The organism is Streptomyces sp. NBC_00316 (assembly GCF_036158715.1).
Taxonomy (GTDB): domain Bacteria; phylum Actinomycetota; class Actinomycetes; order Streptomycetales; family Streptomycetaceae; genus Streptomyces.
Genome location: NZ_CP108023.1, coordinates 7,083,979 through 7,108,136, shown reverse-complemented (window position 1 = coordinate 7,108,136; position 24,158 = coordinate 7,083,979). Strand labels below are relative to the sequence as shown.

Here is a 24,158-nt window from a genome sequence, read left to right as displayed (position 1 = left end):
ATGGCCATCCTTCCGCGCGTCCTCACCCCGTACTCCACCGCTCTGCGGTTCCCGTCCCTGAGGTACCTGGGCCCCAACTGGTACGCCGCGGTGATGGGCACCTCGATCGTCGCGAGCGCCGGTGCGGCGCTGCCCGTGCACATCCCCGGACTGCGTACGGCCTGCGTGCTGGTGTGGATGCTGGCGGCGGTGCTTCTCGTCGCCGTTCTCGCCGGCCGCACCGGACACTGGATCGCCCACCGCGACCAGGCCCGCGCCCATCTCCTCGACCCGGCCGTCGCCCCGTTCTACGGCTGCCTCTCGATGGCGCTGCTGGCCGTCGGCGGCTCCACGATGGTGGTCGGCGGGGACGTCGTCGGGCATCGGGCGGCCCTCGCCGTGGACGTGGTGCTCTACACCGCGGGCACGGCCGTCGGCCTGGTCGCCGCGGTCGCGATCCCGTATCTGATGGTCGTGCGCCACCGGCCGGCGCCCGGGACCGCGTCGCCGGTGTGGCTGCTGCCGGTGGTGGCGCCGATGGTCTCCGCGGCGCTCGGCCCGCTGCTGGTGCCGGAACTGCCTGCAGGTCAGTGGCGGGAGGCGATGCTGCTCGCCTGCTACGCGATGTTCGGGCTGAGCCTGCTGGCGACGCTGGTGATGCTGCCGCTGATCTTCGCGCGGCTGGTCCACCACGGGCCGCTGCCGCTCGCCCTGGCCCCCACGCTGTTCCTGGTCCTCGGTCCGCTGGGGCAGTCGACGACCGCGGTCAATCAGCTCGCCGATGTGGCGCCGGGCGCGATCCGGGCGCCGTACGTCTCCGCGCTCGGGGCGTTCGCGGTGCTGTACGGGGTGCCGGTGATGGGGTTCGCGCTGCTGTGGCTGGCGCTGGCCGCGGCGATGGTGGTGCGGGCCGCACGGGACGGCATGACGTTCGGCATGACCTGGTGGGGCTTCACCTTCCCGGTCGGTACGTGCGTCACGGGCGCGGCGGGGCTGGCCCGGCACACCGGTCTGACGGCGTTCACCTGGCTGGCCGTCGCACTGTATGTACTGCTGGTGGCGGCCTGGGCGACAGCCGGGCTGCGCACGGTGCGCGGGCTGTTCAGCGGAGCGCTGCTCGCAGCACCGCAGGCGCCCCGGCCAGTGACGGCCCGTACCACGTGAGACAGCGCCCGTCGACGAGCGCGGCGGGCAGTGCGGGGAAGGCCTCCGGTCCGTCGGTCGCGGTGAAGCGGTACGGCTCGTCGGGCAGTACGACCAGGTCGGCACCTGTCGCGTTCAGCTCGTCGAGCGGGATGCGGGGGTAGCGCTCGGGGTGGTCCGCGTACACGTTCCGGACGCCGAGCCGGGCCAGCAGATCGCCCGCGAACGTGTCGCGGCCGAGCACCATCCAGGGTCTGCGCCAGATCGGCACGATCGCGCGGCGCGGTGCGCCCGGCGGCGGGAGCGCCGCCCAGGCGGTCTCGGACTCGTCGAGCCAGCGGGGCCTGGCCAGACCGCAGCCGGACACCAGGACCCGGTCCAGTTCGGCGAAGGCCTGGTCGAGGGTGCGGATCTCGGTGGTGAGGACCTCGATGCCCGCGGTGCGGAGTGCGGCGAGGTCGGGCGGACGGTTCTCCTCCTCGTTGGCGAGGACGAGATCGGGGCGGAGCGCGACGACGGCGGCCACGTCGGGGTTCTTGGTGCCGCCGATACGCGCGGCGGTCAGGCCGGCGGGGTGGGTGCACCAGTCGGTGACACCGACGAGGAGGCCGGGGGCGGTGGCGGCGACGGCCTCGGTGAGCGAGGGGACCAGGGAGACGACGCGGAGCGCGGGCACGGGAACGGACACCGGTGCGGGCCTCAGCGTCTCGGGTCGTTCGTGGCGTCGACGTGTTCGGCGACCGCGACGAGCAGCAGTCGGGTCCCCGGCACCGTGGCCCGCCAGCGGTGCCGCACCCCGCCCGACAGGAACAGCGTGTCGCCGCGCTCCAGCCGGTAGGCCTGCCCCTCCGCCTCCACCTCCGCGGCACCGTCCACCACGTACATCACCTCGTCGTTGCGGTGCTGGAACTCGCGGCCGAGGTCGATCTCCCCGGTGAACTCCAGCGCGCTGAGCTGGTGCCGTCCGCGCACCACTCGGCGCACCCCGTCCCCCGCACCCGCCCGGACCACCTCGACGGCACGCGCCGAGTCGGCAGCGGCGCACAGCCGTGCCGTGGTGGTCTCCAGGGCGTCTGCCACCCGGTCCAGCGACCGGGCGCTTGGCCGGGCCCGCTCGTTCTCGATCTGGCTGAGGAACGGCACGGACAGGCCGCTGCGGCTCGCGACCGCGGCCAGTGTGAGCCCCAGGGATCTGCGCCGCCGGCGGACCGCGGCGCCCACGCGGATTGATTCCTTGTCGTCCATGTCCAGCTCCCTCCCGACTCGTCATCCTTCCGGCTGCCAGCACCTTACGCACACGGTTACGCAAGGACGGCCGGTAAATGAACATCGCGACAGCCGGAAGGGGTGGACCCGCCCTCATGGCGGCGCCCACCCCTTCCGGCTGTTCCGGTTCCCTACTGGGGAGCCATCGTGTCGGCGATGCCCGGATTCTTGTCCATCCAGGCCTTCACGGCTTCCTCCTCGTGACCCGTACCGCGCTGCTGGATCTCGTTCTCCAGTCCGGCCAGCTGCTGCTCGCTGAGCTTGAAGTCCTTGAACCACTTGGTCAGCTGCGGGTAGTTCTTCGGGAAGTCCTTGCTCGCGATCGTCCGGATCGTGTCGCCGTTGCCGAAGGCCTTCTTCGGGTCCTTCAGCTTCGTGAGGTCGTACTCGTTGTACGCCCAGTGCGGCGTCCAGAGCATGACCGCGATCGGCTCCTTCTTGGCGTACGCACGCTTCAGCTCGGCGAGCATCGACGGCGTGGAGCTGTCGACGACCTTGTACTCCTTGTCGAGGCCGTAGGCAGGCAGCACGTTGTTCTTCAGGTTGGCCATGGTCGCGGTGCCGGGCTCGATGCCGATGATGCGGTTCTTGAACTCGTCACCGCGGCCCTTGAGGTCCTTGTACGACGTGATGCCCTTGACGTACGAGGGGACGGCGATCTCCAGCGAGGTCGGCCCGTACCACGATCCGAGGTCGGTGAGCCGGGAGCCGTACGTGTTCCAGTAGTTCTTCTGGGTGTACGGCAGCCAGCCGTCGAACTGCACGTCGAGCTGGCCGCGGGACATCGCGGCATACATCGGGCCGACCTCGAACTGCTTCAGGTCGATCTTGTAGCCGCGCTCCTCCAGGACGGCCTTCCACAGGTACGTGGCGGCGATGTCCTCCTCCCAGGGGAACCAGGCCATCTCGACGGTGCGGTCGCGCTCGTCCTTGCCGCTCGCGCCCTTCGCCGCCCTGGCCACGGGCGTCCACTTGTCGGCGACGCCAGGGTTGTCCTTCAGCCAGGCGCGGACAGCGTCCTGCTCCTTGCCCTTGCCGGTCGTCTGGATCTTCGCCTCAAGACTCGTGAGCTGGTCCTCGCTCATCTTGAAGTTCTTGAGCCACTTGCCGACCTCGGGGTTGTCGTCGGCGAAGCCCGTGCGGGTCAGGGTGTGGATGCCGTCACCCTTGCCCCAGAGGTTCTTGGGGTCCTTGAGCTTGGTGAGGTCGTACTGGTTGTACGCCCAGTGCGGCGACCACAGCGGGACGACGATCGGTTCCTTCTTGGCGTACGCGCGCTTCAGCTCGGCGAGCATCGACGGCGTCGAGCCGTCGACGACCTTGTACTCCTTGTCGAGGCCGTAGCCCGGCAGGATCTTGTCCTTGAGCAGGCCCGTCTCACCGGCGCTCGGCTCGATGCCGACGATCCGTCCCTTGAAGTCGGACGACTTGCCCTTGAGGTCGTCGAGCGAGTCGACGCCCTTCACGTACGAGGGGACGGCCAGCTCCAGGGAGGTGGGGCCGTACCAGGAACCCATGTCCTCCAGGCGGTCCTTGTACTTCTTCCAGTACGTGGCGTGGGTGACCGGGAGCCAGGAGTCGGTCTCGAAGTCGATCTGGCCGCCCGCCATACCGGTGTAGAGCGCGCCTGCTTCGTACTGCTTGACGTCGACCTCGAAGCCGCGCTGCTCCAGCAGTTCCTTCCACAGGAAGGTGGAGGCGATGCCCTCGTCCCACGGGATGTATCCCATGGTGATCTTCTTGCCCTTGCCGATGTCCGTGGCCGCGGTGGCCGCACCGGTGTCCTGCTTCGCCGTACCGAACATGCCCATGCCGCCTGCGACGAGGGCGAGGACGACGACGCCGACGACCGCGACGGCGGGCTGCGGGCGGTAGTTCCAGATCTTCAGTCCGCCGGCCACCGACTGGGCCCTGGCGAGCGCGCGGCGGGCCAGCGGGGAGACCTCGCGGCCGAGCGCGCCGGTCATCCGGTCCAGGTACATGGCGAGGATGACGATGGAGACACCCGCCTCGAAGCCGAGGCCGACGTCGACGTTGCCGATGGCGCGGTACACGGAGCCGCCGAGGCCGCCGCCGCCGACCATGCCGGCGATGACCACCATGGACAGGCCCAGCATGATGACCTGGTTGATGCCCGCCATGATCGTGGGCAGGGCGAGCGGCAGCTGCACCCGCAGCAGGGTGTTGCGCGAGGTGGTGCCGAAGGCCTCGGCCGCCTCGACGAGTTCGCCGTCGACCTGACGGATGCCGAGCTCGGTCATCCGGACGCCCGGGGGCAGGGCGAAGATGATGGTGGCGATGATGCCGGGGACGACGCCGACGCCGAAGAAGATGACGCCGGGAATCAGATAGACCATGGCGGGCATGGTCTGCATGAAGTCGAGGACGGGCCGGGTCACCGCGGAGACGGTCTTCGAGCGTGCCGCCCAGATGCCGAGCGGCACGGCCAGCACCAGTGTGACGAGGGTGGCGACGAGCACCAGGGTGAGGGTGTCCATCGCTTCGTCCCACAACTCGATCGAGTCGATGAGTGCGAAGCCCACGAAGGCCAGTACGCCCGCGAGGAGACCGCGCAGCCACCAGGCGACGACGGCGAGGATGCCCGCGAAGAGCAGCGGGGAGGGGGCGGAGAGTACGGCGGCTATGCCGTCGAACATGCCGCTGACGACCGAGCTGATCGCGTCGAAGAGCCAGGCCAGGTGGGTCTGCAGCCAGTCGACCGCACTGTCCACCCATGCACCGAGCGGGATCCTAGGCATCGGCGGCCACCTTCTTCGCGGTGGTGGCGGCAGCCGGCGGGACCTCGATGGGGCTCATCGGCTCGCCGAGGACGGCGAGCAGCCGGGACCGGGGGACGACCCCGACGAGCTTGCCGTCGGCGTCGGTGACGGCGACCGCGACTCCGCTGCGCGAGCAGGGCGTGAACAGCTCGATGATCGGGGTGGACTCGGAGACCGTGGCCGGCGCCGACCGGAGGATGTCCGCGGGGGTACGGAGCTCCGTGCCGTCATCCGCCTCGGTGCCCAGGACGGTGTGCGGCTCGGCCATGACGGCGCCCGCGGTCAGCACCCGGGAGCGGTCGACGTCCTGGGTGAAGGAGGCGACGTAGTCGTTGGCCGGGGTGACGAGGATGTCCTCGGCCGTGCCGAGCTGGACGATCTTTCCGTCCCGCATCACGGCGATCCGGTCACCGAGGCGCATGGCCTCGTTGAGGTCGTGCGTGATGAAGACGATGGTCTTCTTGAGCCTCTTCTGCAGTTCGAGCAGCTGGTCCTGCATGTCGCGGCGGATCAGTGGGTCGAGCGCGCTGAAGGACTCGTCCATCAGCAGCAGATCGGCGTCTGTGGCGAGCGCGCGGGCCAGGCCGACACGCTGCTGCATGCCGCCGGAGAGCTCGTCGGGCCAGGACTTCTCCCAGCCGGCGAGGCCGGTCAGCTCCAGCGCCTCGGCGGCGCGCTGCTCGCGCTCGGCGCGCGGCACACCCTGCACCTCCAGGCCGTACGCGGCGTTCTCCAGGACGCTGCGGTGCGGGAAGAGGGCGAAGTGCTGGAAGACCATGCTGATCTTCGAGGAGCGGACGTGGCGGAGTTCGCGGGGGCTCAGGGCGGTCAGGTCCTGGCCGTCGAACAGTACGCGTCCGGCTGTGGGGTCCAGCAGTCCGTTGAGCATCCGCAGCAACGTGGACTTGCCGGATCCGGACAGACCCATCACGACGAAGATCTGCCCCGGTTCGACGGTGAACGAGGCGTCGATCACCGCTGCGGTCGTTCCGTCGGCGCGCAGCTCGTCGCGGTCCGTGCCGCTCTCGAGTTTCCGCACGGCTTGATCGGGTCGTCTGCCGAACACCTTGTACAGGTGGTCGGCTTGCAGCCTTGACACATACACCTCACGCGTTGAACCGAAAACGGTCTGCCACCCCCTCCGGCAGACCGTGGAGCGGTGCGGAATCGGTCCGCTTGGCACATGCAGTAGTTGAAACTGCGACGTGATCCGCTCCGGTGGCGCGCCTGCCCGCACCGAAACAAGCCAAACGGAAGAGTGACCCAGTTCACCTTCCGGTCGGTGTCAGTGGGGTGCGGCATGATCGGGGTGTGACGCGACGCCTGATGCTCCTCGACACCGCCTCCCTCTACTACCGCGCCTACTTCGGCGTCCCCGATTCGGTGCGCGCACCGGACGGCACGCCCGTCAACGCCGTGCGCGGACTGCTCGACTTCATCGCGCGGCTCGTCCAGGACCACCGGCCGGACGAACTGGTGGCCTGCATGGACGCGGACTGGCGGCCGCACTGGCGGGTCGAGCTGATCCCCTCGTACAAGGCGCACCGCGTCGCCGTGGAGACCGCCGAAGGGCTGCCCGACGAGGAGGAGACCCCCGACACGCTGGCCCCGCAGGTTCCGGTCATCGAGGACGTCCTCGACGCGCTCGGTATCGCCCGGGTCGGTGTCGCGCACTACGAGGCGGACGACGTGATCGGCACGCTCACCCGCCTCGCCACCGGCCCGGTGGACATCGTCACCGGCGACCGGGATCTCTACCAGCTGGTCGACGACGCCCGCGGGGTGCGGGTGCTCTACCCGCTGAAGGGCGTCGGGTCGCTGCAGCTGACGGACGAGGCGTGGCTGCGTGAGAAGTACGGGGTGGACGGCTCCGGCTATGCCGATCTGGCGCTGCTGCGCGGCGACCCGAGCGACGGCCTGCCGGGCGTCCCCGGCATCGGCGAGAAGACGGCGGCGAAGCTGCTGGACGCCTTCGGTGATCTCGCCGGGATCATGGCCGCGGTGGACGATCCGGCGGCCCGGCTGACCCCCTCGCAGCGCAAGCGGCTCGACGAGGCGCGCGACTATGTGGCCGTCGCACCGACGGTGGTCCGGGTCGCCGGTGACGTACCGCTGCCCGCGTTCGATCCGGCGCTGCCCACCGAGCCGCGCGATCCCGCCGCCCTCGAGGCTCTGGCCGACCGGTGGGGGCTCGGCGGGGCCCTGCAGCGCCTGCTGTCCACGCTCCGGGCATGAAGTGCTAGCTTAGGTAAGCCTAAGCATTCGGACCAGGGAGAACCTCGTGGCAGAACGACCGGCGCGGCAGGCACCCACGGCGCAGGGGGCCCAGGTCGTGCGCACCGAGCGGATCACGCCGCACATGATGCGCGTGGTGCTCGGCGGTGACGGCCTGGCCGGCTTCGCGCTGTCCGGGTTCTCCGACCACTACGTCAAGCTCTGCTTCGCCCCCGAGGGTGCCGACTATGCGCACCCCTTCGACATGGCCCGCATCCGCGAGGAGTACCCGCGCGAGCTGTGGCCCACCACCCGCACCTACACGGTCCGGTTCTGGGACCCGGCCGCCCGCGAGCTGACGATCGACTTCGTGGTGCACGGCGACGAGGGCCTGGCAGGCCCGTGGGCACTGCGGGCGGCCCCCGGCGACCCGGTGACGTTCCTGGGCCCCGGCGGCGGCTACGGGCCGGACGCATCGGCGGACTGGCATCTCCTGGCCGGCGACGAGAGCGCCCTGCCGGCGATCGCCGCGGCGCTCGAGCAGATGCCCGCGGGCGCGGTGGCGCACGCGTACATCGAGGTGGCGGACGCCTCCGAGGAGCAGGAGGTCGGGACGGCCGACGGGGTGCGGCTCACCTGGCTGCACCGCGGTGACCGGCCGGTCGGCGAGGCCCTGACCGCGGCGGTGAAGTCGCTGGACTTCCCGGCGGGCGAGGTGCAGGCGTTCGTGCACGGCGAGGCGGGCTTCGTGAAGGAGATCCGCCGCCATCTGCGCCTCGACCGGAAGATACCGCTGTCGCAGCTGTCGATCTCCGGCTACTGGCGCCTCGGCCAGAACGACGACGCGTGGCGCTCGGTGAAGCGGGAGTGGAACGCGCAGGTGGAGCGCGAGCAGGAGATCGCCGCGTAGGTTCCGGCGACCCGTGGGGCCGCTGCCGGCCTGTACGGCCGAGCCGGTCCGGGACGAGGTTCCCGGACCGGCTCGACGCCGTGGCGCTCGCGTCACTCCCGCCGCGGCGTCCGCCGTCAGACGGACTTCTGGTACGAGCGGAAGGTGCGGGTCGACAGCCACACCGCCGCCACCGAGAGGGCCAGCAGCGCTCCCCCGCGGCTGAGCACCAGGCCCCGGTCGGGGTCGGCGGTGAGTGCGGAACGGCCCGCCACCATCGCCCAGTTGACCGGGTTGAAGTCGGCGATGTTCCGCATCCAGGACGGCATCTGGCTGGGCGCCATGAACGAGGACGAGAGGAAGGTCAGCGGCAGCAGCAGGAAGGTGTTGATGCCGATGATCGACTCACGCTGGCGGACCAGCATCCCCAGGGCGTTGGAGAGCGCGCCGAAGACGGTGCCGAGCAGGATCGACGCGACGAGGAGAATCAGCAGGCCACCGGCGCCGCCGGGATACCTGGCGCCGGCAGCCCAGCCGAGCAGCACGATGATCACCGACTGCACGGCGGTGCTGATGCCGTTCTGCACGACGTTGGCGTTCATCAGCGCGTTCCGGCTGACCGGAGTGGTCAGGAAACGGTTGAGCGTGCCCCGCTCGATCTCCTCCAGGGTCCCCATCCCGGCCCACATGCTCGATCCGAGCGCGCTCATCACCACGATGCCCGGGATCAGGTAGTCCAGATAGGACGTGGTGCCGAAGCCGCCGAGCTCGACGACCTTCTTGAAGAGGTTGCCGAACAGGAACAGCCAGATCACCGGCTGGATCAGGGAGATGGCCAGGAAGACCGGCTGCCTGACGATCGCCATCAGCTGACGCTGAGTCATGTACCAGGTCTGAGCGAGGGTCCGACCGGTCATCGGGCGCCTCCTGCGGCGATCGGAGCGAGGGCCTGCCCGTCACCTGCGGCCTCGGCCTCGGAGAAGCGGCGTCCGGCGTAGCGCAGATAGACGTCGTCGAGGGAGGGGCGGGCGACGGTGGCGGCGACGACCGAGGCTCCGGCCCGCTCCAGGGTGGTCAGCAGGACAGGGACGGCGGCTGCGCCGTCCTCGGCGCGGACGCTCACCCGGCGGCCGTCGGCCAGTACCTCGTACACCCCGGGCACCGCGGCGAGGGCGGCGGCGATCGCCGTACGGTCACCCTCGGCGCACAGCTCCATGTGCACGGCATCGCCCCGGAGTTCGCCCTTGAGCTCGTCGGGGGTGCCCTCGACGACGATCCGGCCGCGGTCGACGATCGCGATGCGTTCGGCCAGCCGGTCGGCCTCCTCCAGGTAGTGCGTGGTGAGCACGATGGTGAGGCCCTCGTCGCCGGCCAGTCGGGAGATCTCGTCCCACATGGCCGCACGGGCCTCGGGGTCGAGTCCGGTGGTGGGCTCGTCGAGGAACAGCACCTCGGGCCGGTGGACCAGACCGAGGGCCACGTCGAGACGGCGCTGCATCCCCCCGGAGTACCCCTTGACCTGGCGCTTGGCGGCGTCGGCGAGATCGAAGCGGTCCAGCAGCTCGTCGGCGCGGCGCTGCACCGCGGCGCCCCGCATCCCGTAGAGCCTGCCCTGCAGCAGCAGGTTCTCCCGGCCGGTGGCGACCGGGTCGGCGCCGGACCTCTGGGCGACGACGCCGATCGCGCGGCGGACCCGGTCGGGGTGGCGCAGGACGTCGTGTCCGGCGACCGTCGCAGCGCCGGAGTCAGGGCGGGCGAGGGTGGTGAGGATCTTCACGGTGGTGGACTTGCCGGCGCCGTTGGGGCCGAGGAGTCCGAAGACCGTGCCGGCACCGACGGTGAGGTCCATGCCGTTCAGTGCGGTGACTTCGCCGGGATAGGTCTTGATCAGTTGTCGCGCCTCTACTGCGGGCGCACGGGTGCTCATGACAGAGCTCTCCTGTGGTCAGCGGGGTGTTCGGGCATGCCGAACCGATCCGCGCGAAGAGCGCCGGGCTATCCTGGGTGTGCCGCACCTCGATCGCCCGGCTCGCCCTCACGGCGTGGCCGGTCCGGGGTTCGAGACCCTGGCGGGCGCTGCTCCAACAGCCTCCGTCAGGGTCTTTCCTCGTCTCCGGTACTTTTTCTCCGGTAGTGCTCCTGCTGCTTGTGAGGTACTGCGCTACGTCTTCCGCTCCGGGTCGAGGACGATCTCCTGTTCGTCCAGGTCCTGCCAGTCCTGCGGCACTTCACCGGTCTCGTGGAAGGACTTCCACTCCTCGATGCCGCTGATCGTGGCGTCGTCGAGCTCCGTGCGGAATTTCTTGATCCACCCCAGCTGCGCGTCGATCATGTGGAGCTGGTACTCGGTCTCCACGACGAACACCCGGGGCAGTTTCTCCGTCAGCCGGCCGAGGACACCCCGGAGTGCCGCGGACTGGAGCTCCAGTGCCGCTTCCCGGGTCTCCAGCAGATCCGCCACGTCCTCCGGCGGCAGGACCGGCAGCAGCGAGAGCGCGGTCTCGAAGACCGGGTACTCGGCGGCCGGCGCAGCCAGCAGATCGGAGAGCCAGTCGACCATTTCGGCGCGCCCCGACTCGGTGAGGCCGTAGAGCGTGCGCTCGGGACGGTTGCCCTGACGCTGCACACCGGCGACCTCGACGTAGCCGTGCTTCTCCAGGTTCTGGACGACGGTGTACAGCGAGCCGAAATTGATCTTGACGCTGTGTTCCTTGCCTCGCCGGCGAAGCGTCTGGGCGATCTCGTACGGATGCATGGACCGCTCCGCGAGCAGAACCATCACCGTCAGCGCCAGTGGGTTGCTGAGCTTGCGGCGCTTGGCCACTTTCCCCACCGCCCTTCACTTCGCCGTCGAATACTCGTTCACGAACATATCGCGATCACTCTTACGCGTCAACCGCGATGTATCGCGAATTCGGCGCGGCGTGGAAGGATTTCGCCCACCGACCAATCCGCGCTGACGTCGGCTCCGAATCACCCCACTCAACCGATGCGCGTACACGGTCGTGGTCTCGCGGAGCGAGAACCGGGCCGTGTTCGTGGCCTCGCGGATGGAGCCGCCGCCCCGTGGCACGGTGTACCAGTTGTGGTTCGACGACCACGGACCATGCGGTCCGCAGGGCTGATGAACCGGGCGGCGACGAGCGGCACCGTGCTGCTGGACGGACCGGTCGACGGAGCGTCGGCCATAGGAATCACCGTCGAGCCGGCCGGCGGCTCCGCGCAGCCGACCTCCGCGCCGCTGGCGCTGCTGACCTTCCCGACCGTATGAGAGGCCCCTGCCATGACCGTCTCGGTGGCGCTGTTCACCTCCGATCTGCGGCTGCACGACAACCCCGTACTGTCCGCGGCAGTGCGCGAGACGGATGCCGTCGTCCCCCTCTTCGTCGAGGACGACGGCATCCGCCGGGCCGGTTTCGACGTGCCGAACCGGCGGGCGTTCCTCGCCGACTGCCTCGTCGACCTCGACGCGGGGCTGCGCCGCCGCGGCGGCCGGCTCGTCGTCCGCAGTGCCGACGTGGTCGCCGCGGCCTGCGCCGTGGTCGGGGAGACGGGTGCGCAAAGTCTGCACATCGCGGCCGGGGTGAGCGGGTACGCGAGGGAACGCGAGGAGCGGCTGCGTACGGCTCTCGGCGCCGTCGGCTGCACGCTGCACGTCCATGACGCAGTGATCACCGCGCTCGCCCCGGGCCGGGTCCTCCCGGCGGGCCGTGACCATTTCGCCGTGTTCACCCCGTACTTCCGCCGCTGGGAGGAGGCGGGGGTGAGGGGCACCCTGGCGAGTCCGCGGACGGTACGGGTGCCGGACGCCGCGAAGTCCGCGCCGCTGCCGGCGCGAGCGGAGGTGACGGGCGTCTCCCCGGGAGTTGCCGAGGGCGGCGAGGCGGCAGGGCGCAGGCTGCTGACCTCCTGGCTGCACGGCCCGATGGCCGACTACGGGACCGGCCACGACGACCTCGGCGGGGACGCGACGTCCCGGCTGTCGCCGTATCTGCACTTCGGCTGCCTCTCCGCGGCCGAACTGGTGCACCGGGCGCGCGAGAAGGGCGGACCGGGCGCCGACGCCTTCGTGCGGCAGCTGGCGTGGCGGGATTTCCACCACCAGGTGCTCGCCGCCCGGCCGGATGCCGCGTGGGCCGACTACCGTCCGCGGGGCGACCGGTGGCGGTCCGACCCCGACGAGATCGAGGCCTGGCGAGCCGGACTCACCGGCTATCCGCTGGTCGACGCGGCGATGCGACAGCTGGCGCACGAGGGCTGGATGCACAATCGGGGCCGGATGCTGGTCGCGAGCTTTCTCACGAAGACGCTGTACGTGGACTGGCGCATCGGTGCCCGGCACTTTCTGGATCTCCTGGTCGACGGGGATCTGGCCAACAATCAGCTCAACTGGCAGTGGGTGGCGGGCACCGGTACGGACACCCGCCCCAACCGGGTGCTCAATCCGGTGGTCCAGGGCAGGCGGTTCGATCCACGCGGCACGTACGTACGGCGCTGGGTGCCGGAACTGGCAGGCATGGAGGGCGCGGCGGTCCACGAGCCGTGGAAACTCGCCGGCCCGGACCGGGCGCGGCTCGGCTACCCGGACCCTGTGGTGAAGCTGACCGAGGCCCGCGCCCGCTTCGAACGGGCGCGCGGCCTCGACTGACCGCCGACTGCCGACGTCACCCCCTCCTCGGCGGCCGCGGGAAGAACCCGCTGGTCCGGGCGGTGCACTCGGCACAGCCCGGCCGCCCCGCCATATGCCGCTCCAGCAGCGCCTTCCCGCTGCCCCGGATCAGCAGGAAACTCATCGCCAGCGGCGAGACGAGCGCGACCGCCGCCACGGCCGGCTCCGCGCAGACGATCAGGAACTGTCCCCACCAGACGCAGAAGTCACCGAAGTAGTTGGGGTGGCGGGTCCACGACCACAGGCCGCGGTCCACGATCCGCCCCCGGTGGGCAGGATCGGCCTTGAGACGGGCCAGTTGCCGGTCGCCGACCGCTCGGCCATGACGTACACGGTGAATGACACCTCGAAGGTCGTCTGCGGCAACGTCCCGACCGCCAACGCCACGGTGTACATCGTCGACACCGTCCTGATGCCCCCGCAGTAGCGTCACAGGGACACCACCGGCCGGCCGGGGGCTGCTTCACCGCCCCGGCCGGTCACTGCCGTGCACGACCGCAGTGAGCACTTCGGCGCCGCACGGACACGGCCGTGTCATTCGGCGGAAACAGGCTCTCCCTAATTTCTGTCATCCGACAGGAATGCGGCTCCGGCCGCTGCGCCGCAAGGGGCCGCCATGTCCGCGAAGCCGCACACCCTCCCGCCCTCCGTCCCCGAACTGACCGGTGTCTGGCGCCGTTCGCTGCTCGTCGACGCGGACGGACGCCGGGACACCACCACCGGCGTGACCTGGGTACAGGGCCCCGCCCGGTACGCGGATCTGCGGCAGCCCGCGAACCATCCTCGCCACACCGGCGTCACCTCCCTGTCCGGCCTGCGCTTCGAAGAGCTGCTCGCGCTCACCCGTCAGGAGGCCTTCGCGGGACGGCTGCGGCAGCGCTCCGATGTGTTCCACTGGGCCCGCACGCTCGACTTCGCGCCCGTCGCGCTCCCGGACGCCGGGCGGCTGCGCCGCGAGGGCGCCGTGCTCGTCGAGACGGGCGTGCACGTCCCGTACCTCGAACACTGGCGCCCGGTGCGCACCGCCGGCCCGTCCGCCGCCGTCGAGATGTTCGATCCGGAGACCGGCTGTGCGGGCCTGCTGGTCCGGGCCGGTGACCGGTTCGCCCTGGTGCGCGACCGGCCCGAAGCGGTGCCCACCGATACCTCGCCGGCCGAACTGGTACAAGGCGCCGCCGACATCGGCAGGGCCCGGGCCGTCCTCGACTTCGAGCTCTCCCTCGGGCGCATCGACCACGGCAGGTGGGCCGTCGAGCGCTCGACGCTGCCGCACCGGGTGGGCGCCGTACCGGCCCCGACGCTCGACGGCTGTGCGGGACTGCTGGTGAGCGACGCGCGGGCCGATGGCACCCCGTACACCCGGGCCTTCGAGATCACCGCCGCCGAGGGACTCCTCGCCGCGCTCCACTCCGCCGGATCCACTGCCCTCACCGCGTCTGCGCCCGTACCGGAAGGCAACCGCTGATGTCCCCGACCTCCTTCACCGAGCTCCCGGTCGTGGACATCACGGCCCTGCGCACCGGCCACCCCGAAGAACGCGCCCGCACAGTCGCCCAGTTGGGGCGCGCCGCGCGCGAGACCGGCTTCCTCTACCTCTCGGGTCACGGAATCGACCCCGCGCTCTTCGACCGGCTGCTCGATGCCGCGAAGGCGTTCTTCGCCCAGCCCGTCGAGGAGAAGATGGCCTGCTGGATCGGGAAGTCGTCCAACCATCGCGGTTACGTCCCCGAGGGCGAGGAAGTCTTCGCAGGCGCCACCGCCGACCGCAAGGAAGCCTTCGATCTCTCCCTCGAACTCCCCGACACCACCGGTCCGTTGCTCGGATCCAACCAGTGGCCGGCGCTGTCCGGGTTCCGTGGGCCGGTCACCGCCTGGTACGACGCCGCCCTCGCCCTGGGCCACACCCTGTTCGGGGGTTTCGCCGAGGCGCTCGGCCTGCCGCGGAACGCGTTCGCCCCGTATCTCACCCGCCCCACCAGTCAGCTCCGGCTGATCCACTACCCGTACGACCCGACGGCGGAGGACCGCCCCGGCATCGGCGCCCACACCGACTACGAATGCTTCACCCTGCTGCGCCCCACCGCCCCCGGCCTGGAGGTGATGAACGGGGCCGGCGAGTGGATCGACGCACCGCCGCTCGACGACTGCTTCGTCGTCAACACCGGTGACCTGCTGGAGCTCTGGACCAACGGCGAGTTCGCCGCCACCTCGCACCGCGTCCGCAGGGTCACCGAGGAGCGCTACTCCTTCCCGCTGTTCTGCACGGTCGACTACGACACCCCCATCGCCCCGCTGCCCGGCTCCACCGGCCCCGGCCGGCCCGCGCGCCCCGGTGTCGTCGCCGGCGAACACCTCTACGCGCAGACCGTCCAGACCTTCGGTTATCTCCGGCAACGGCTGGCCGCCGGCGAGATCACCCTGCCCGCGGGCGCCCTGCCCCTCTCCTCCTTCGGCCAGGAAGCACGCCACGCCCCTCGCGCCTGAACGGCGCTCCCCTCCCCTCCCCTCCCCGTCCCTGAGAGCAGGTGCTGCCATGTCCGTCACCGCCCCCACCGACGTACTCCCCGATCCGCCCGTCCCCGCCGAATCCGGCTCTCCCCTCCAGGAGTTCGGCTACCGCCAGGAGCTCCACCGCAGCCTCGGCCGCTACGCCTCGTTCGCCGCCGGCTTCTCCTTCATCTCGGTCCTGACGACGGTCTTCCAGTTCTTCGCCGTCGGCTACTCCTTCGGCGGCCCCGTCTTCTTCTGGGCCTGGCCCGCAGTGCTGATCGGCCAGCTGCTGGTCGCCGCCTGTTTCGCCGAACTCGCCGCCCGTTACCCGATATCCGGCGCGATCTACCAGTGGTCGTCGCGCCTGTCCAACCTCACCTTCGGCTGGTTCGCGGGCTGGATCATGGTCATCGGCCAGATCGTGGTGGTCGCCGCGGCCGCGCTGGCCCTGCAGATGGTGATGCCGCCCATCTGGTCGGGATTCCAGCTGATCGGCGGCGACCCCGCCCCGCTGTCGCCGACGGGTGCCACGAACGCGGCGCTGCTCGGCACCGCCCTGCTGGTCCTGACCACGCTGGTGAACATCGTCGACAACCGCGTGATGTCGGCGATCAACCGGGTCGGTGTCACCGCCGAGATCATCGGCGCCGTCCTGATCGTCGTCCTGCTGCTGACCCACTCCGAACGCACCCCGTCCGTCACCTTCCACACCGACGGCGCCGGGACGGGGGTGTTCGGCGCGCTGCTGGTGGGTTCGTTCACGGCCGCGTACGTCATGATCGGTTTCGACAGCGCGGGCGAGATGAGCGAGGAGACCCGCAATCCGCGCCGTACCGCCCCGCGCACGATCCTCTCCGCCCTGGGCGCTGCCGGTCTCCTCGGCGGGCTGCTGGTGCTGGGCGGGCTGCTGGCGGCGCCCAGTCTGACCGACGGTCGTCTCGCGGTCGACGGCATGAGTTATGTGCTGACCAGCAGCCTCGGTGACGGAGTCGGCCGGGTGCTCCTGGTGGACGTCGTGATCGCAATCGCCGTGGCCACCCTCGCGGTGCAGACGGCGGCCTGCCGGATGCTGTTCTCGATGGCCCGCGACGGTCAGCTGCCGTGCTCCGGCCTGCTGTCGAAGGTCAATGCGCGCACCGGGATGCCGACCGCCCCCGCGGTGGTCGTGGGCGTGCTCTCGGCGGTCCTGCTGCTGCTCAACTTCGCTTCGCCCGACGCATTCCTGGCCCTCGGCACCACCTGCATCGTGATGCTGTACCTCGCGTACTCGATGGTGACGGGCCCCCTGCTGGTCCGCCGGCTGCGCGGTACGTTCGCCGCGCGGACGGATGCCGTGGACGAGACGGGACGGCCGCTGTTCTCGCTGGGGCGCTGGGGCATCACGGTCAATGCGCTCGCGCTGCTCTACGGGCTGGCGATGACCGTCAACCTGGCCTGGCCGCGGGCAGCGGTGTACGACCCCGCGGGCGGGCACTGGTACTTCCAGTGGTTCACGGTCCTGTTCTTGCTGGTCACGGTGGTACTCGGTGCTGTCTGGCGTGGCTGGAGGGCACATCGGGGGCACGTTGCGGTCAAGGGCGCGCCCTCGGCATTGCTGTCGGAAGGCGCCTGACCGCCCTCGCAGCCATGTCCTCGCCGACCGGCGGGGGCACGAGCTGTGCGCTCGATCCGGCGGCCCGGTGCGCCACGCTGCGCACGGCGACCGAGCCGCCTGGGAGGGCACCGCCGTCCTCCATGACCTGATCCGCGTGGCGCTGAACGGCGACGACCCGCTCACCGCCGTCCCGGGCGCGCTGGCCGCCGTCTGTGACGACCAGCGCGAACGCTGGGCGACCGTCCTCGCACCCGACTGGCACCCCGGCATGGCGACGGAGTTCAACGGCGCGGTATGGCCGTGCCTGGGCACCGCTGTCTGGGCGCTGCGTACGACACACCTTCGAGGCCGCGATGGCGGCCGCCATCGACGCGGGCGGGGACACCGACACGGTCGCGGCCGTCACCGGTGGCCTGGCCGGAGCGGTGCACGGAAGCGGTGCGATCCCCTCGCGCTGGACGGAGCCGCTGCATGTGCCGCTGCCGGGGTACGGGGGCCGGGTCCTGCGAGCGGCCCAGCTGACGGCCCTGGCCCGCCGCCTGGATTCGCACATTCCATAGTGGCTGAAATGTGCACATAAGGCCCAGATAAGCGCAGAATGGTGGAAGGAGGCGCCCACCGCACTTCACCCTCCGCGGTCGGGCCTTCAGGATCGAAGGAGACGACTCTCATGTCCAACGTCTCGCACACCCGCGCTGACATAACCAGTCACCCGGATGTCTCCGAAATGCGGGAACGATATGACCGCGTGCTCGGCGGTCGCGATGTGGCACTCGTGGACGCACCGGTGTTCCTCGTCGGTCTCTACTGCGCCATCTCACCGTGGGTGCTGCACTTCACCGCAAGCCAGCCCACACTCGTGCAGCACAACCTGATCATGGGGATCGCGATCGCGGTACTGGGACTCGGGTTCACCGTGATGCCGGCCCGGATGTACGGCCTGAGCTGGGCCATCTGCGCCATGGGCATCTGGATGATCCTGTCGACGTGGATCGTCGGCAACAGCCCCGACCTGGGCGTCATCCTCAACAACGTCATCATCGGGGGTCTGACTCTCCTGCTCGGGCTGGTCTGCGTCGGCGCCTCGATGAAGAGCGGTCGGACCGGTCGGACCGGTCGGACCTAGGGTCCTGCGTCCGGATCAGGCGCGCCCTGCGTGATCTGGGACGAGAGGCCCTCAGCACATGCCCGGCGGATCGCCGCCGGGACGGACGGAGGACGGATGGCCGTCGGCCGGTCCGCATCGTGCGGGCCGGCCGAGGCATGCCCCGTCCGCACCACGTGGGCCGGCCGCAACATGACCCGTCCTCACCACGCGCGCCGGCCGCAGCATGGCCCGGCCCCGAAGGCACACCGCTCCCGGCAGGGTCAGCCGGTCAGCCGGGCACCGTCCCCACGACTCTCAACGCCGCATCGGCCGTCGCCGCCGCGAACGCGGCCACCGGACGTTCCGGCCGCGAGCGACGGACCAGGATCACACCCTCGATCAGCCCGAAGACCAGATCGGTACGGAGCGCCAGCTCCCCCTCGTCCAGCGCCGCCCCCGCCCGGGTCGCCTCCAACAGCGTTCCGTACGCCTCCTTCAGCTCGCCCCGTACCCGGTGGAAGCCGGCGAACCGCTCGGCCCGCACCTCGGGCAGCACGTACAGGGCACCCAGGTTGTACGGCCCGCCGCACAGCAGCGCCACGTCCGAGCGGCAGAGCTCCCACAGCCGGTCCTCGGCGGGCCTCGCCTCGTCGGCGAGCAGTCTCCCGGCCAGGGCCAGTGACGGCGTGACCGTGGATTCCAGGAGCTCCGCGAGAAGGTCCTCCTTGCCCGCCACGTAGTGGTACATCGTCGCCTGGCGCATGCCGGCCCGTTCGGCGACGGCCCGGGTGGTGGTCGCCGCGTATCCGCGGGTGGTGAACAGCTCGGCGGCGGCGGTCAGCAGTTCCTCGCGCGCGGACAGCCCGCTGTCCGGCCGCTGCTGCGCGCGCGGACGGCCGACCCTTCTCCCGGTGGTGGACATGGGCCGATCGTCGCACATCCACGCCCGTTCCGATCTTGGTGAGCAGTCGGTAACTCCCGTGCAACCGACGGGCAATGACCCCGACTCGACCGCGCCCTAATTTCTGTCGTGCGACAGAAATGCGTGATCGACACAGCACGCCGAGCCGGAGGTCCAGCCATGGCGACAGCGACGACACAGGGAGCACGGGACCACGCCCGCGCCCAGCACGGCACCCGCACCGCGACCATGCCGGTGGTGCCCGCGAGCGACTGGCCCGCGGCCGCCCCCGGCGCGCCCGTGTGGGCGGAGACCGTGGCAGGGGGCAACTACACCCACCGCGTGCTCGCCCGCGGCACCGAGCTCCGGCTCACCGATCTCGCGGGCGACGCCTGCGCCCATCTGCTGCTGTACGTGGACGGGCGGCCCTGGGAACGCCTCAACGCCGCGGACACGGTCAAGGTCCAGTGGAACGCCTACCTGGGCGCGGACCGGCTGCTCCTCTCCGACCAGGGGCGGGTCCTCGCCTCCGTCATCGCCGACAGCTCGGGCCGGCACGACGCGCTGTGCGGCACCTCGACCCTGGTCCGCAACACCGCGCGGTACGGCGACGGCACCCCGCAGTCGCCGTCCCCGGCAGGCCGCGAGCTGCTGAAGCTGGCCGCCGCGAAGAACGGTCTCGGGCCGCGCGATCTGCCGCCGTCGCTCTCCTTCTTCCAGGGGGTCGAGGTACGTGAGGACGGCGCCCTCGACTTCACCGGTTCCGCCGGGCCCGGCGCAGCGGTGACGCTCCGCACCGAGCAGGACCTGACCGTGCTCATCGCCAACGTCCCGCATCCGCTGGACCCGCGCCCCGGCTACGTCTGCACCCCGCTGGAGGTGCTGGCCTGGCGCGCCCGCCCGACGGCGCCCGGGGACCCGCTCTGGGACTCCACCCCGGAGGGCCACCGGGCCTTCCTCAACACGCTCGACCACCTCACCGCCAGGGGGCTCGCATGACCGTCGCCGCCACCGTCCGCCGCTCGGACGTGATTCCCGCGCGGGCCGCCTGGTCCGCCGTCGTCCGCGCCGGTGAACAGCTCACGCTGACCGATCTGCACGGCAACCAGGCCGTGGACTTCCTGGTGTACGACGCCCACGACACCGCCGTCCGCTACAGCGCGCCGGACACCGTCCACGCGCAGGGCAGCATCTTCCTGACCACCGGCAGCGTGCTGCTGTCCAACGAGCACACCCCGCTGATGACGGTCACCGAGGACACCTGCGGCCGGCACGACACGGTCGGCGGCGCCTGCTCCAAGGAGTCCAACACCCTGCGCTACGGGCACCACACCTGGTCGCAGCACGCCTGCGTGGACAACTTCCTCGCGGAAGGGGCCAGGCACGGGCTCGGCAAGCGCGATCTCGTCTCCAACATCAACTGGTACATGAACGTCCCCGTGGAGAAGGACGGCACGCTCGGCATCGTCGACGGCATCTCCGCCCCCGGTCTGCGGGTCACCCTGCGCGCCGAACGGGACGTCCTGGTCCTGGTCTCCAACTGCCCCCAGATCAACAACCCCTGCAACGGCTTCGAGCCGACGGCCGTCGAAGCCACCATCAGCGAGGCCACCGCATGACGAATTTCGACACCCTCCTGGTGGCCAACCGGGGCGAGATCGCCGTACGGATCATCCGTACCGCCCGCCGCCTCGGACTGCGCACGGTCGCGGTCTTCTCCGACCCCGACCGCTCCGCGCCCCATGTGCGCCTCGCCGACACGGCGGTACGCCTGGGACCCGCGCCCGCCAAGGAGTCGTACCTCGACGCCGACCTGGTCCTGAAGGCCGCGAAGGACACCGGGGCCGGGGCCATCCACCCCGGCTACGGATTCCTCTCCGAGGACGCCGGGTTCGCCCGGCGCTGCGAGGACGCGGGAATCGTCTTCGTCGGCCCGACCGCCGAGCAGCTGGAGCTGTTCGGCGCCAAGCACACCGCGCGCGCGGCCGCCGAGGCCGCGGGCGTACCGCTCGCGCCGGGCACGGGACTGCTCCCCGATCTGCCGTCGGCGCTGGCGGCGGCCGGCCGCATCGGCTATCCCGTGATGCTCAAGGCGACCGGCGGCGGCGGCGGTATCGGGATGTCGGCCTGCCGGTCCGCCGACGAACTCGCCGACGCCTGGGAGCGGGTGCAGCGGGTCGCCGCCGCGTCCTTCTCCTCCGCCGGTGTCTTCCTCGAACGTCTCGTCGAGGACGCCCGCCATGTGGAGGTGCAGGTCTTCGGCGACGGCCGGGGCCGGGTGGTGACCTTCGGCGACCGTGACTGCTCGCTCCAGCGCCGCAACCAGAAGGTCCTCGAGGAGGCGCCCGCCCCGGGACTCCCGCCGCACGTCCGCAAGCAACTCGCCGCCTCCGCACAGGATCTGTGTGCGACGGTCGGCTACCGCTCGGCGGGCACTGTGGAGTTCGTGTACGACGCGGCGCGCGCGGAGGCGTACTTCCTTGAGGTCAACACCCGCCTCCAGGTGGAACACCCGGTCACCGAGGAGATCCACGGCGTCGACCTCGTCGAGTGGATGCTGCGCCTCGCCCAGGGCGACACGGATGTCGTACGCGACCCGGATGCGCCGCGCGGCCATGCCGTCGAGGCCCGGATCTACGCGGAGGACCCGAGCCGCGACCACCGCCCCGGGGCGGGCCTGCTGACCCGGGTGGCGTTCCCCGAGGGAGTCCGTGTCGACACCTGGGTCGAGACGGGGACGGAGGTGACGACGTCGTACGACCCGATGCTGGCGAAGGTCGTCGCCTACGGTGCCGACCGCGCCGAGGCCCTCGCCCGGCTGGACACGGCACTCGCCGCCACCCGGATCGACGGCATAGAGACCAACCTCGGCCTGGTGCGGGCCGCGCTCGCCGACGACCGGGTGCGTACCGCCGCCCACTCCACGGCCACGCTCGCCACCGTCACCGACCCGACCCCGCGCATCGAGGTGGTCTCCGGCGGCACCCTCACCACCGTGCAGGACTGGCCGGGCCGCACCGGCTACTGGCAGGTCGGGGTCCCGCCATCGGGCCCGATGGACGATCTGTCGTTCCGGCTCGGCAACACCGCGCTCGGCAATGACGCGGGCGCACCCGGCCTCGAATGCACGCTTCAGGGACCGGCTCTGCGGTTCACCCACCCGACCACGGTCTGCGTGACGGGCGCGCCCGCTCCCGTCACGGTCGACGGCGAACCGGTCGCCCTGTGGGACCCCTTCACCGTGCCGGCAGGCGCCACACTCGCGGTCGGCGCGCCAGACGGGCACGGTCTGCGTACGTACGTCCTCTTCGCCGGCGGCGGGCTGGACGTGCCCGGCTTCCTCGGCAGCGCGGCGACGTTCACCCTGGGCGGCTTCGGCGGACACGGCGGCCGCGCCCTGCGCACGGGAGACGTCCTGCACGGCGGCGCAGTGCGGCCGTCGAGCACCTCCGTGCCGGACGCCGACCGTCCGCACATCGGCGGCACCTGGCACATCGGCGCGGCCGAAGGCCCGCACGCCGCACCCGAGTTCTTCACCGAGGAGGACATCCACGACTTCTACGCCGCCGACTGGAAGGTCCACTTCAACTCGGCCCGCACCGGTGTCCGGCTGGTCGGCCCCAAGCCGCGCTGGGCCCGCACCGACGGCGGCGAGGCCGGACTCCATCCGTCCAACATCCATGACACGCCGTACTCCGTGGGCGCCGTCGACTACACGGGCGACATGCCGGTGCTGCTCGGTCCCGACGGGCCGTCGCTCGGTGGTTTCGTCTGCCCGGCGACGGTGGTGACGGGCGAGCGCTGGAAGCTGGGTCAGCTGCGGCCCGGCGACACGGTCCGCTTCACACCGGTCACGATCACCGGCGAGCGGCGCCCGGACATCGTCGACGGCGGAATCCTGTACCGGGACGACGACGTCACGTACCGCCGCAGCGGCGACGACAACGTGCTGGTCGAGTACGGCCCGATGCAGCTGGATCTCGCCCTGCGGATGCGGGTGCACGCACTGATGGCGGCGCTGACCGCAGCGGCCGTACCCGGCATCACCGGTCTCACCCCCGGCATCCGCTCGCTCCAGATCCAGACGGACCCCGAGCTCCTGCCCCAGCAGCGGCTCCTGGAACTCCTCCACGCCACCGAGTCGGCGCTCCCGCCCACCGACGCCCTGACCGTCCCGTCGCGGACCGTGCATCTGCCGTTGTCCTGGGACGATCCGGCGACACGCGAAGCCATCGCCCGGTACATGGCGGGGGTACGGGACGACGCCCCCTGGTGCCCGTGGAACATCGAGTTCATCCGCCGGGTCAACGGCCTGGACTCCGTCGACGACGTGTACCGCACGGTCTTCGACGCGGAGTACCTGGTACTGGGCCTCGGCGACGTCTATCTCGGCGCACCGGTCGCCACCCCGCTCGACCCGCGCCACCGCCTGGTCACCACCAAGTACAACCCGGCCCGCACCTGGACGGCGGAGAACTCGGTCGGCATCGGCGGCGCCTACCTCTGCATCTACGGGATGGAGGGGCCGGGCGGCTACCAGTTCGTCGGGCGCACCACTCAGGTGTGGTCGGGATGGCAGCAGCGCGGGGCGTTCGAGCCCGGCTCACCGTGGCTGCTGAGGTTCTTCGACCGCATCAAGTGGTATCCGGTGGAGGCGGACGAGCTCCTGGAGCTCCGCGCGGACATCGCATCCGGCCGGTTCGTACCGCGGATCGAGGAGGGCGAGTTCTCCCTGGCGCGGTACGAGGGGTTCCTGGCCGACAACGCCGCATCGATCGCCGAGTTCCGCACCCGCCAAGGCGCGGCGTTCTCCGCCGAACGCCACGCCTGGGAGGAGGCGGGCGAGTTCGCGCGGGCCGAGGCCGCCACGGAGCCGGCGCCACCGGACGCCGAGGTGACCGTGCCCCCGGGCGGCCGGCTCGTGGAGGCCGAATTCGCCGCGTCGGTCTGGCAGCTGAACGTCGCCGCGGGCGACGCGGTGACGGCGGGGCAGCCGCTTCTCGCCCTGGAGGCGATGAAGATGGAGTCCCGGGTCCACGCCCCGGCGGACGGCGTCGTCGTGGAGGTCCTCACCCGTCCGGGCGCCCAGGTGGAACCGGGCACGGCCCTGCTGGTCCTGGCCCCGTCCGCCGCGAACTGAGGAGCA

20 protein-coding genes and 3 pseudogenes are annotated in these 24,158 nt (G+C 71.0%); 14 read left to right on the top strand and 9 right to left on the bottom strand.

What is annotated here, in order from left to right; genetic code table 11:
- Positions 1–1,143, top strand: a complete 1,143-nt coding sequence (locus OG878_RS31590; protein WP_328889928.1) for a TDT family transporter — start codon at positions 1–3, stop codon at positions 1,141–1,143.
- Here OG878_RS31590 and OG878_RS31585 read toward each other — a convergent pair.
- The 4 genes from OG878_RS31585 to OG878_RS31570 all read right to left on the bottom strand — a co-directional run bounded on the left by OG878_RS31585 (position 1,082) and on the right by OG878_RS31570 (position 6,267).
- On the bottom strand, positions 1,082–1,798 hold the full coding sequence (locus OG878_RS31585; protein ID WP_328889927.1) for a helical backbone metal receptor: 717 nt from the start codon (positions 1,796–1,798) through the stop codon (positions 1,082–1,084). The two genes, OG878_RS31590 and OG878_RS31585, sit on opposite strands and share 62 nt — an antisense overlap.
- Positions 1,799–1,821: 23 nt before the next feature.
- Positions 1,822–2,367, bottom strand: coding sequence for a helix-turn-helix domain-containing protein (locus OG878_RS31580; protein ID WP_328889926.1), 546 nt, complete (start codon positions 2,365–2,367; stop codon positions 1,822–1,824).
- A gap of 152 nt (positions 2,368–2,519) precedes the next feature.
- Positions 2,520–5,147, bottom strand: coding sequence for an ABC transporter permease/substrate binding protein (locus OG878_RS31575; protein ID WP_328889925.1), 2,628 nt, complete (start codon positions 5,145–5,147; stop codon positions 2,520–2,522).
- Positions 5,140–6,267 carry a quaternary amine ABC transporter ATP-binding protein gene (locus OG878_RS31570; protein WP_328889924.1) on the bottom strand — a complete coding sequence of 376 codons (1,128 nt, stop codon included), beginning with the start codon at positions 6,265–6,267 and terminating at the stop codon, positions 5,140–5,142. The genes OG878_RS31575 and OG878_RS31570 overlap by 8 nt, the downstream gene beginning before the upstream one ends.
- A gap of 227 nt (positions 6,268–6,494) precedes the next feature.
- On the opposite strand from OG878_RS31570, the gene OG878_RS31565 reads away from it, so the two are divergent.
- On the top strand, positions 6,495–7,403 hold the full coding sequence (locus tag OG878_RS31565; protein WP_328891449.1) for a 5'-3' exonuclease: 909 nt from the start codon (positions 6,495–6,497) through the stop codon (positions 7,401–7,403).
- 46 nt (positions 7,404–7,449) lie between these two features.
- Positions 7,450–8,292, top strand: a complete 843-nt coding sequence (locus OG878_RS31560; protein WP_328889923.1) for a siderophore-interacting protein — start codon at positions 7,450–7,452, stop codon at positions 8,290–8,292.
- 116 nt (positions 8,293–8,408) lie between these two features.
- Here OG878_RS31560 and OG878_RS31555 read toward each other — a convergent pair whose 3' ends face one another.
- The 3 genes from OG878_RS31555 to OG878_RS31545 all read right to left on the bottom strand — a co-directional run bounded on the left by OG878_RS31555 (position 8,409) and on the right by OG878_RS31545 (position 11,095).
- A complete protein-coding gene (locus OG878_RS31555) occupies positions 8,409–9,188 on the bottom strand; it encodes an ABC transporter permease (protein WP_328889922.1) in 780 nt (259 codons plus the stop codon).
- A complete protein-coding gene (locus tag OG878_RS31550; RefSeq protein ID WP_328889921.1) occupies positions 9,185–10,198 on the bottom strand; it encodes an ATP-binding cassette domain-containing protein in 1,014 nt (337 codons plus the stop codon). Before OG878_RS31550 ends, OG878_RS31555 begins: the two co-directional genes overlap by 4 nt.
- A 234-nt stretch (positions 10,199–10,432) precedes the next feature.
- Positions 10,433–11,095, bottom strand: coding sequence for a PadR family transcriptional regulator (locus tag OG878_RS31545; protein WP_328889920.1), 663 nt, complete (start codon positions 11,093–11,095; stop codon positions 10,433–10,435).
- A gap of 175 nt (positions 11,096–11,270) precedes the next feature.
- On the opposite strand from OG878_RS31545, the pseudogene OG878_RS31540 reads away from it, so the two are divergent.
- Both OG878_RS31540 and OG878_RS31535 read left to right on the top strand, forming a co-directional pair.
- Positions 11,271–11,542, top strand: a pseudogene (locus OG878_RS31540) (anti-sigma factor); the annotation flags it as partial.
- A gap of 12 nt (positions 11,543–11,554) precedes the next feature.
- The gene (locus OG878_RS31535) at positions 11,555–12,919 is read left to right on the top strand and encodes a cryptochrome/photolyase family protein (protein ID WP_328889919.1); all 1,365 of its coding nucleotides are present in this window, start codon (positions 11,555–11,557) and stop codon (positions 12,917–12,919) included.
- Between the two features lie 16 nt (positions 12,920–12,935).
- On the opposite strand, the pseudogene OG878_RS31530 reads toward OG878_RS31535, so the two are convergent.
- Positions 12,936–13,256: pseudogene (locus tag OG878_RS31530) on the bottom strand (DUF1295 domain-containing protein); the annotation flags it as partial.
- On the opposite strand from OG878_RS31530, the pseudogene OG878_RS31525 reads away from it, so the two are divergent.
- The 6 genes and pseudogenes from OG878_RS31525 to OG878_RS31500 form a co-directional block, all read left to right on the top strand.
- Positions 13,257–13,367: pseudogene (locus OG878_RS31525) on the top strand (fasciclin domain-containing protein); the annotation flags it as partial.
- 189 nt (positions 13,368–13,556) lie between these two features.
- A complete protein-coding gene (locus OG878_RS31520; RefSeq protein ID WP_328889918.1) occupies positions 13,557–14,405 on the top strand; it encodes a hypothetical protein in 849 nt (282 codons plus the stop codon).
- Complete coding sequence (locus tag OG878_RS31515) at positions 14,405–15,424, top strand: isopenicillin N synthase family dioxygenase (protein WP_328889917.1); 1,020 nt, start codon at positions 14,405–14,407, stop codon at positions 15,422–15,424. Before OG878_RS31520 ends, OG878_RS31515 begins: the two co-directional genes overlap by 1 nt.
- A 49-nt stretch (positions 15,425–15,473) precedes the next feature.
- Entirely contained in the window at positions 15,474–17,042 is a 1,569-nt protein-coding gene (locus OG878_RS31510; protein ID WP_328889916.1) for an amino acid permease, read from the top strand.
- A gap of 335 nt (positions 17,043–17,377) precedes the next feature.
- Positions 17,378–17,584: an ADP-ribosylglycohydrolase family protein gene (locus OG878_RS42370; RefSeq protein ID WP_443049182.1), complete on the top strand. Its 207-nt coding sequence runs from the start codon at positions 17,378–17,380 to the stop codon at positions 17,582–17,584.
- A gap of 110 nt (positions 17,585–17,694) precedes the next feature.
- Positions 17,695–18,150, top strand: a complete 456-nt coding sequence (locus tag OG878_RS31500) for an SPW repeat protein (protein WP_328889915.1) — start codon at positions 17,695–17,697, stop codon at positions 18,148–18,150.
- A 250-nt stretch (positions 18,151–18,400) separates the two neighbouring features.
- Here OG878_RS31500 and OG878_RS31495 read toward each other — a convergent pair whose 3' ends face one another.
- Positions 18,401–19,033: a TetR/AcrR family transcriptional regulator gene (locus tag OG878_RS31495; RefSeq protein ID WP_328889914.1), complete on the bottom strand. Its 633-nt coding sequence runs from the start codon at positions 19,031–19,033 to the stop codon at positions 18,401–18,403.
- A gap of 159 nt (positions 19,034–19,192) precedes the next feature.
- On the opposite strand from OG878_RS31495, the gene OG878_RS31490 reads away from it, so the two are divergent.
- Genes OG878_RS31490 through OG878_RS31480 form a run of 3 tightly spaced genes read left to right on the top strand, consistent with a single transcriptional unit; the run spans position 19,193 to position 24,152 of the window.
- Positions 19,193–20,011 (top strand): urea amidolyase associated protein UAAP1, encoded by an 819-nt coding sequence (locus OG878_RS31490; protein ID WP_328889913.1) that lies wholly within the window; start codon positions 19,193–19,195, stop codon positions 20,009–20,011.
- Complete coding sequence (locus tag OG878_RS31485) at positions 20,008–20,631, top strand: urea amidolyase associated protein UAAP2 (protein ID WP_328889912.1); 624 nt, start codon at positions 20,008–20,010, stop codon at positions 20,629–20,631. The genes OG878_RS31490 and OG878_RS31485 overlap by 4 nt, the downstream gene beginning before the upstream one ends.
- A complete protein-coding gene (locus OG878_RS31480) occupies positions 20,628–24,152 on the top strand; it encodes a 5-oxoprolinase/urea amidolyase family protein (RefSeq protein WP_328889911.1) in 3,525 nt (1,174 codons plus the stop codon). The genes OG878_RS31485 and OG878_RS31480 overlap by 4 nt, the downstream gene beginning before the upstream one ends.
- Positions 24,153–24,158 lie beyond the last annotated feature (6 nt).

Coding starts and splice junctions, on each gene's coding strand:
- OG878_RS31550 (WP_328889921.1), bottom strand. CDS start 10,198: ATGAGCACCCGTGCGCCCGCAGTAGAGGCGCGACAACTGATCAAGACC.
- OG878_RS31510 (WP_328889916.1), top strand. CDS start 15,474: ATGTCCGTCACCGCCCCCACCGACGTACTCCCCGATCCGCCCGTCCCC.
- OG878_RS31520 (WP_328889918.1), top strand. CDS start 13,557: ATGTCCGCGAAGCCGCACACCCTCCCGCCCTCCGTCCCCGAACTGACC.
- OG878_RS31580 (WP_328889926.1), bottom strand. CDS start 2,367: ATGGACGACAAGGAATCAATCCGCGTGGGCGCCGCGGTCCGCCGGCGG.
- OG878_RS31485 (WP_328889912.1), top strand. CDS start 20,008: ATGACCGTCGCCGCCACCGTCCGCCGCTCGGACGTGATTCCCGCGCGG.
- OG878_RS31535 (WP_328889919.1), top strand. CDS start 11,555: ATGACCGTCTCGGTGGCGCTGTTCACCTCCGATCTGCGGCTGCACGAC.
- OG878_RS31515 (WP_328889917.1), top strand. CDS start 14,405: ATGTCCCCGACCTCCTTCACCGAGCTCCCGGTCGTGGACATCACGGCC.
- OG878_RS31500 (WP_328889915.1), top strand. CDS start 17,695: ATGTCCAACGTCTCGCACACCCGCGCTGACATAACCAGTCACCCGGAT.
- OG878_RS31555 (WP_328889922.1), bottom strand. CDS start 9,188: ATGACCGGTCGGACCCTCGCTCAGACCTGGTACATGACTCAGCGTCAG.
- OG878_RS31575 (WP_328889925.1), bottom strand. CDS start 5,147: ATGCCTAGGATCCCGCTCGGTGCATGGGTGGACAGTGCGGTCGACTGG.
- OG878_RS31480 (WP_328889911.1), top strand. CDS start 20,628: ATGACGAATTTCGACACCCTCCTGGTGGCCAACCGGGGCGAGATCGCC.
- OG878_RS31590 (WP_328889928.1), top strand. CDS start 1: ATGGCCATCCTTCCGCGCGTCCTCACCCCGTACTCCACCGCTCTGCGG.
- OG878_RS31565 (WP_328891449.1), top strand. CDS start 6,495: ATGCTCCTCGACACCGCCTCCCTCTACTACCGCGCCTACTTCGGCGTC.
- OG878_RS31495 (WP_328889914.1), bottom strand. CDS start 19,033: ATGTCCACCACCGGGAGAAGGGTCGGCCGTCCGCGCGCGCAGCAGCGG.
- OG878_RS31490 (WP_328889913.1), top strand. CDS start 19,193: ATGGCGACAGCGACGACACAGGGAGCACGGGACCACGCCCGCGCCCAG.
- OG878_RS42370 (WP_443049182.1), top strand. CDS start 17,378: ATGGCGGCCGCCATCGACGCGGGCGGGGACACCGACACGGTCGCGGCC.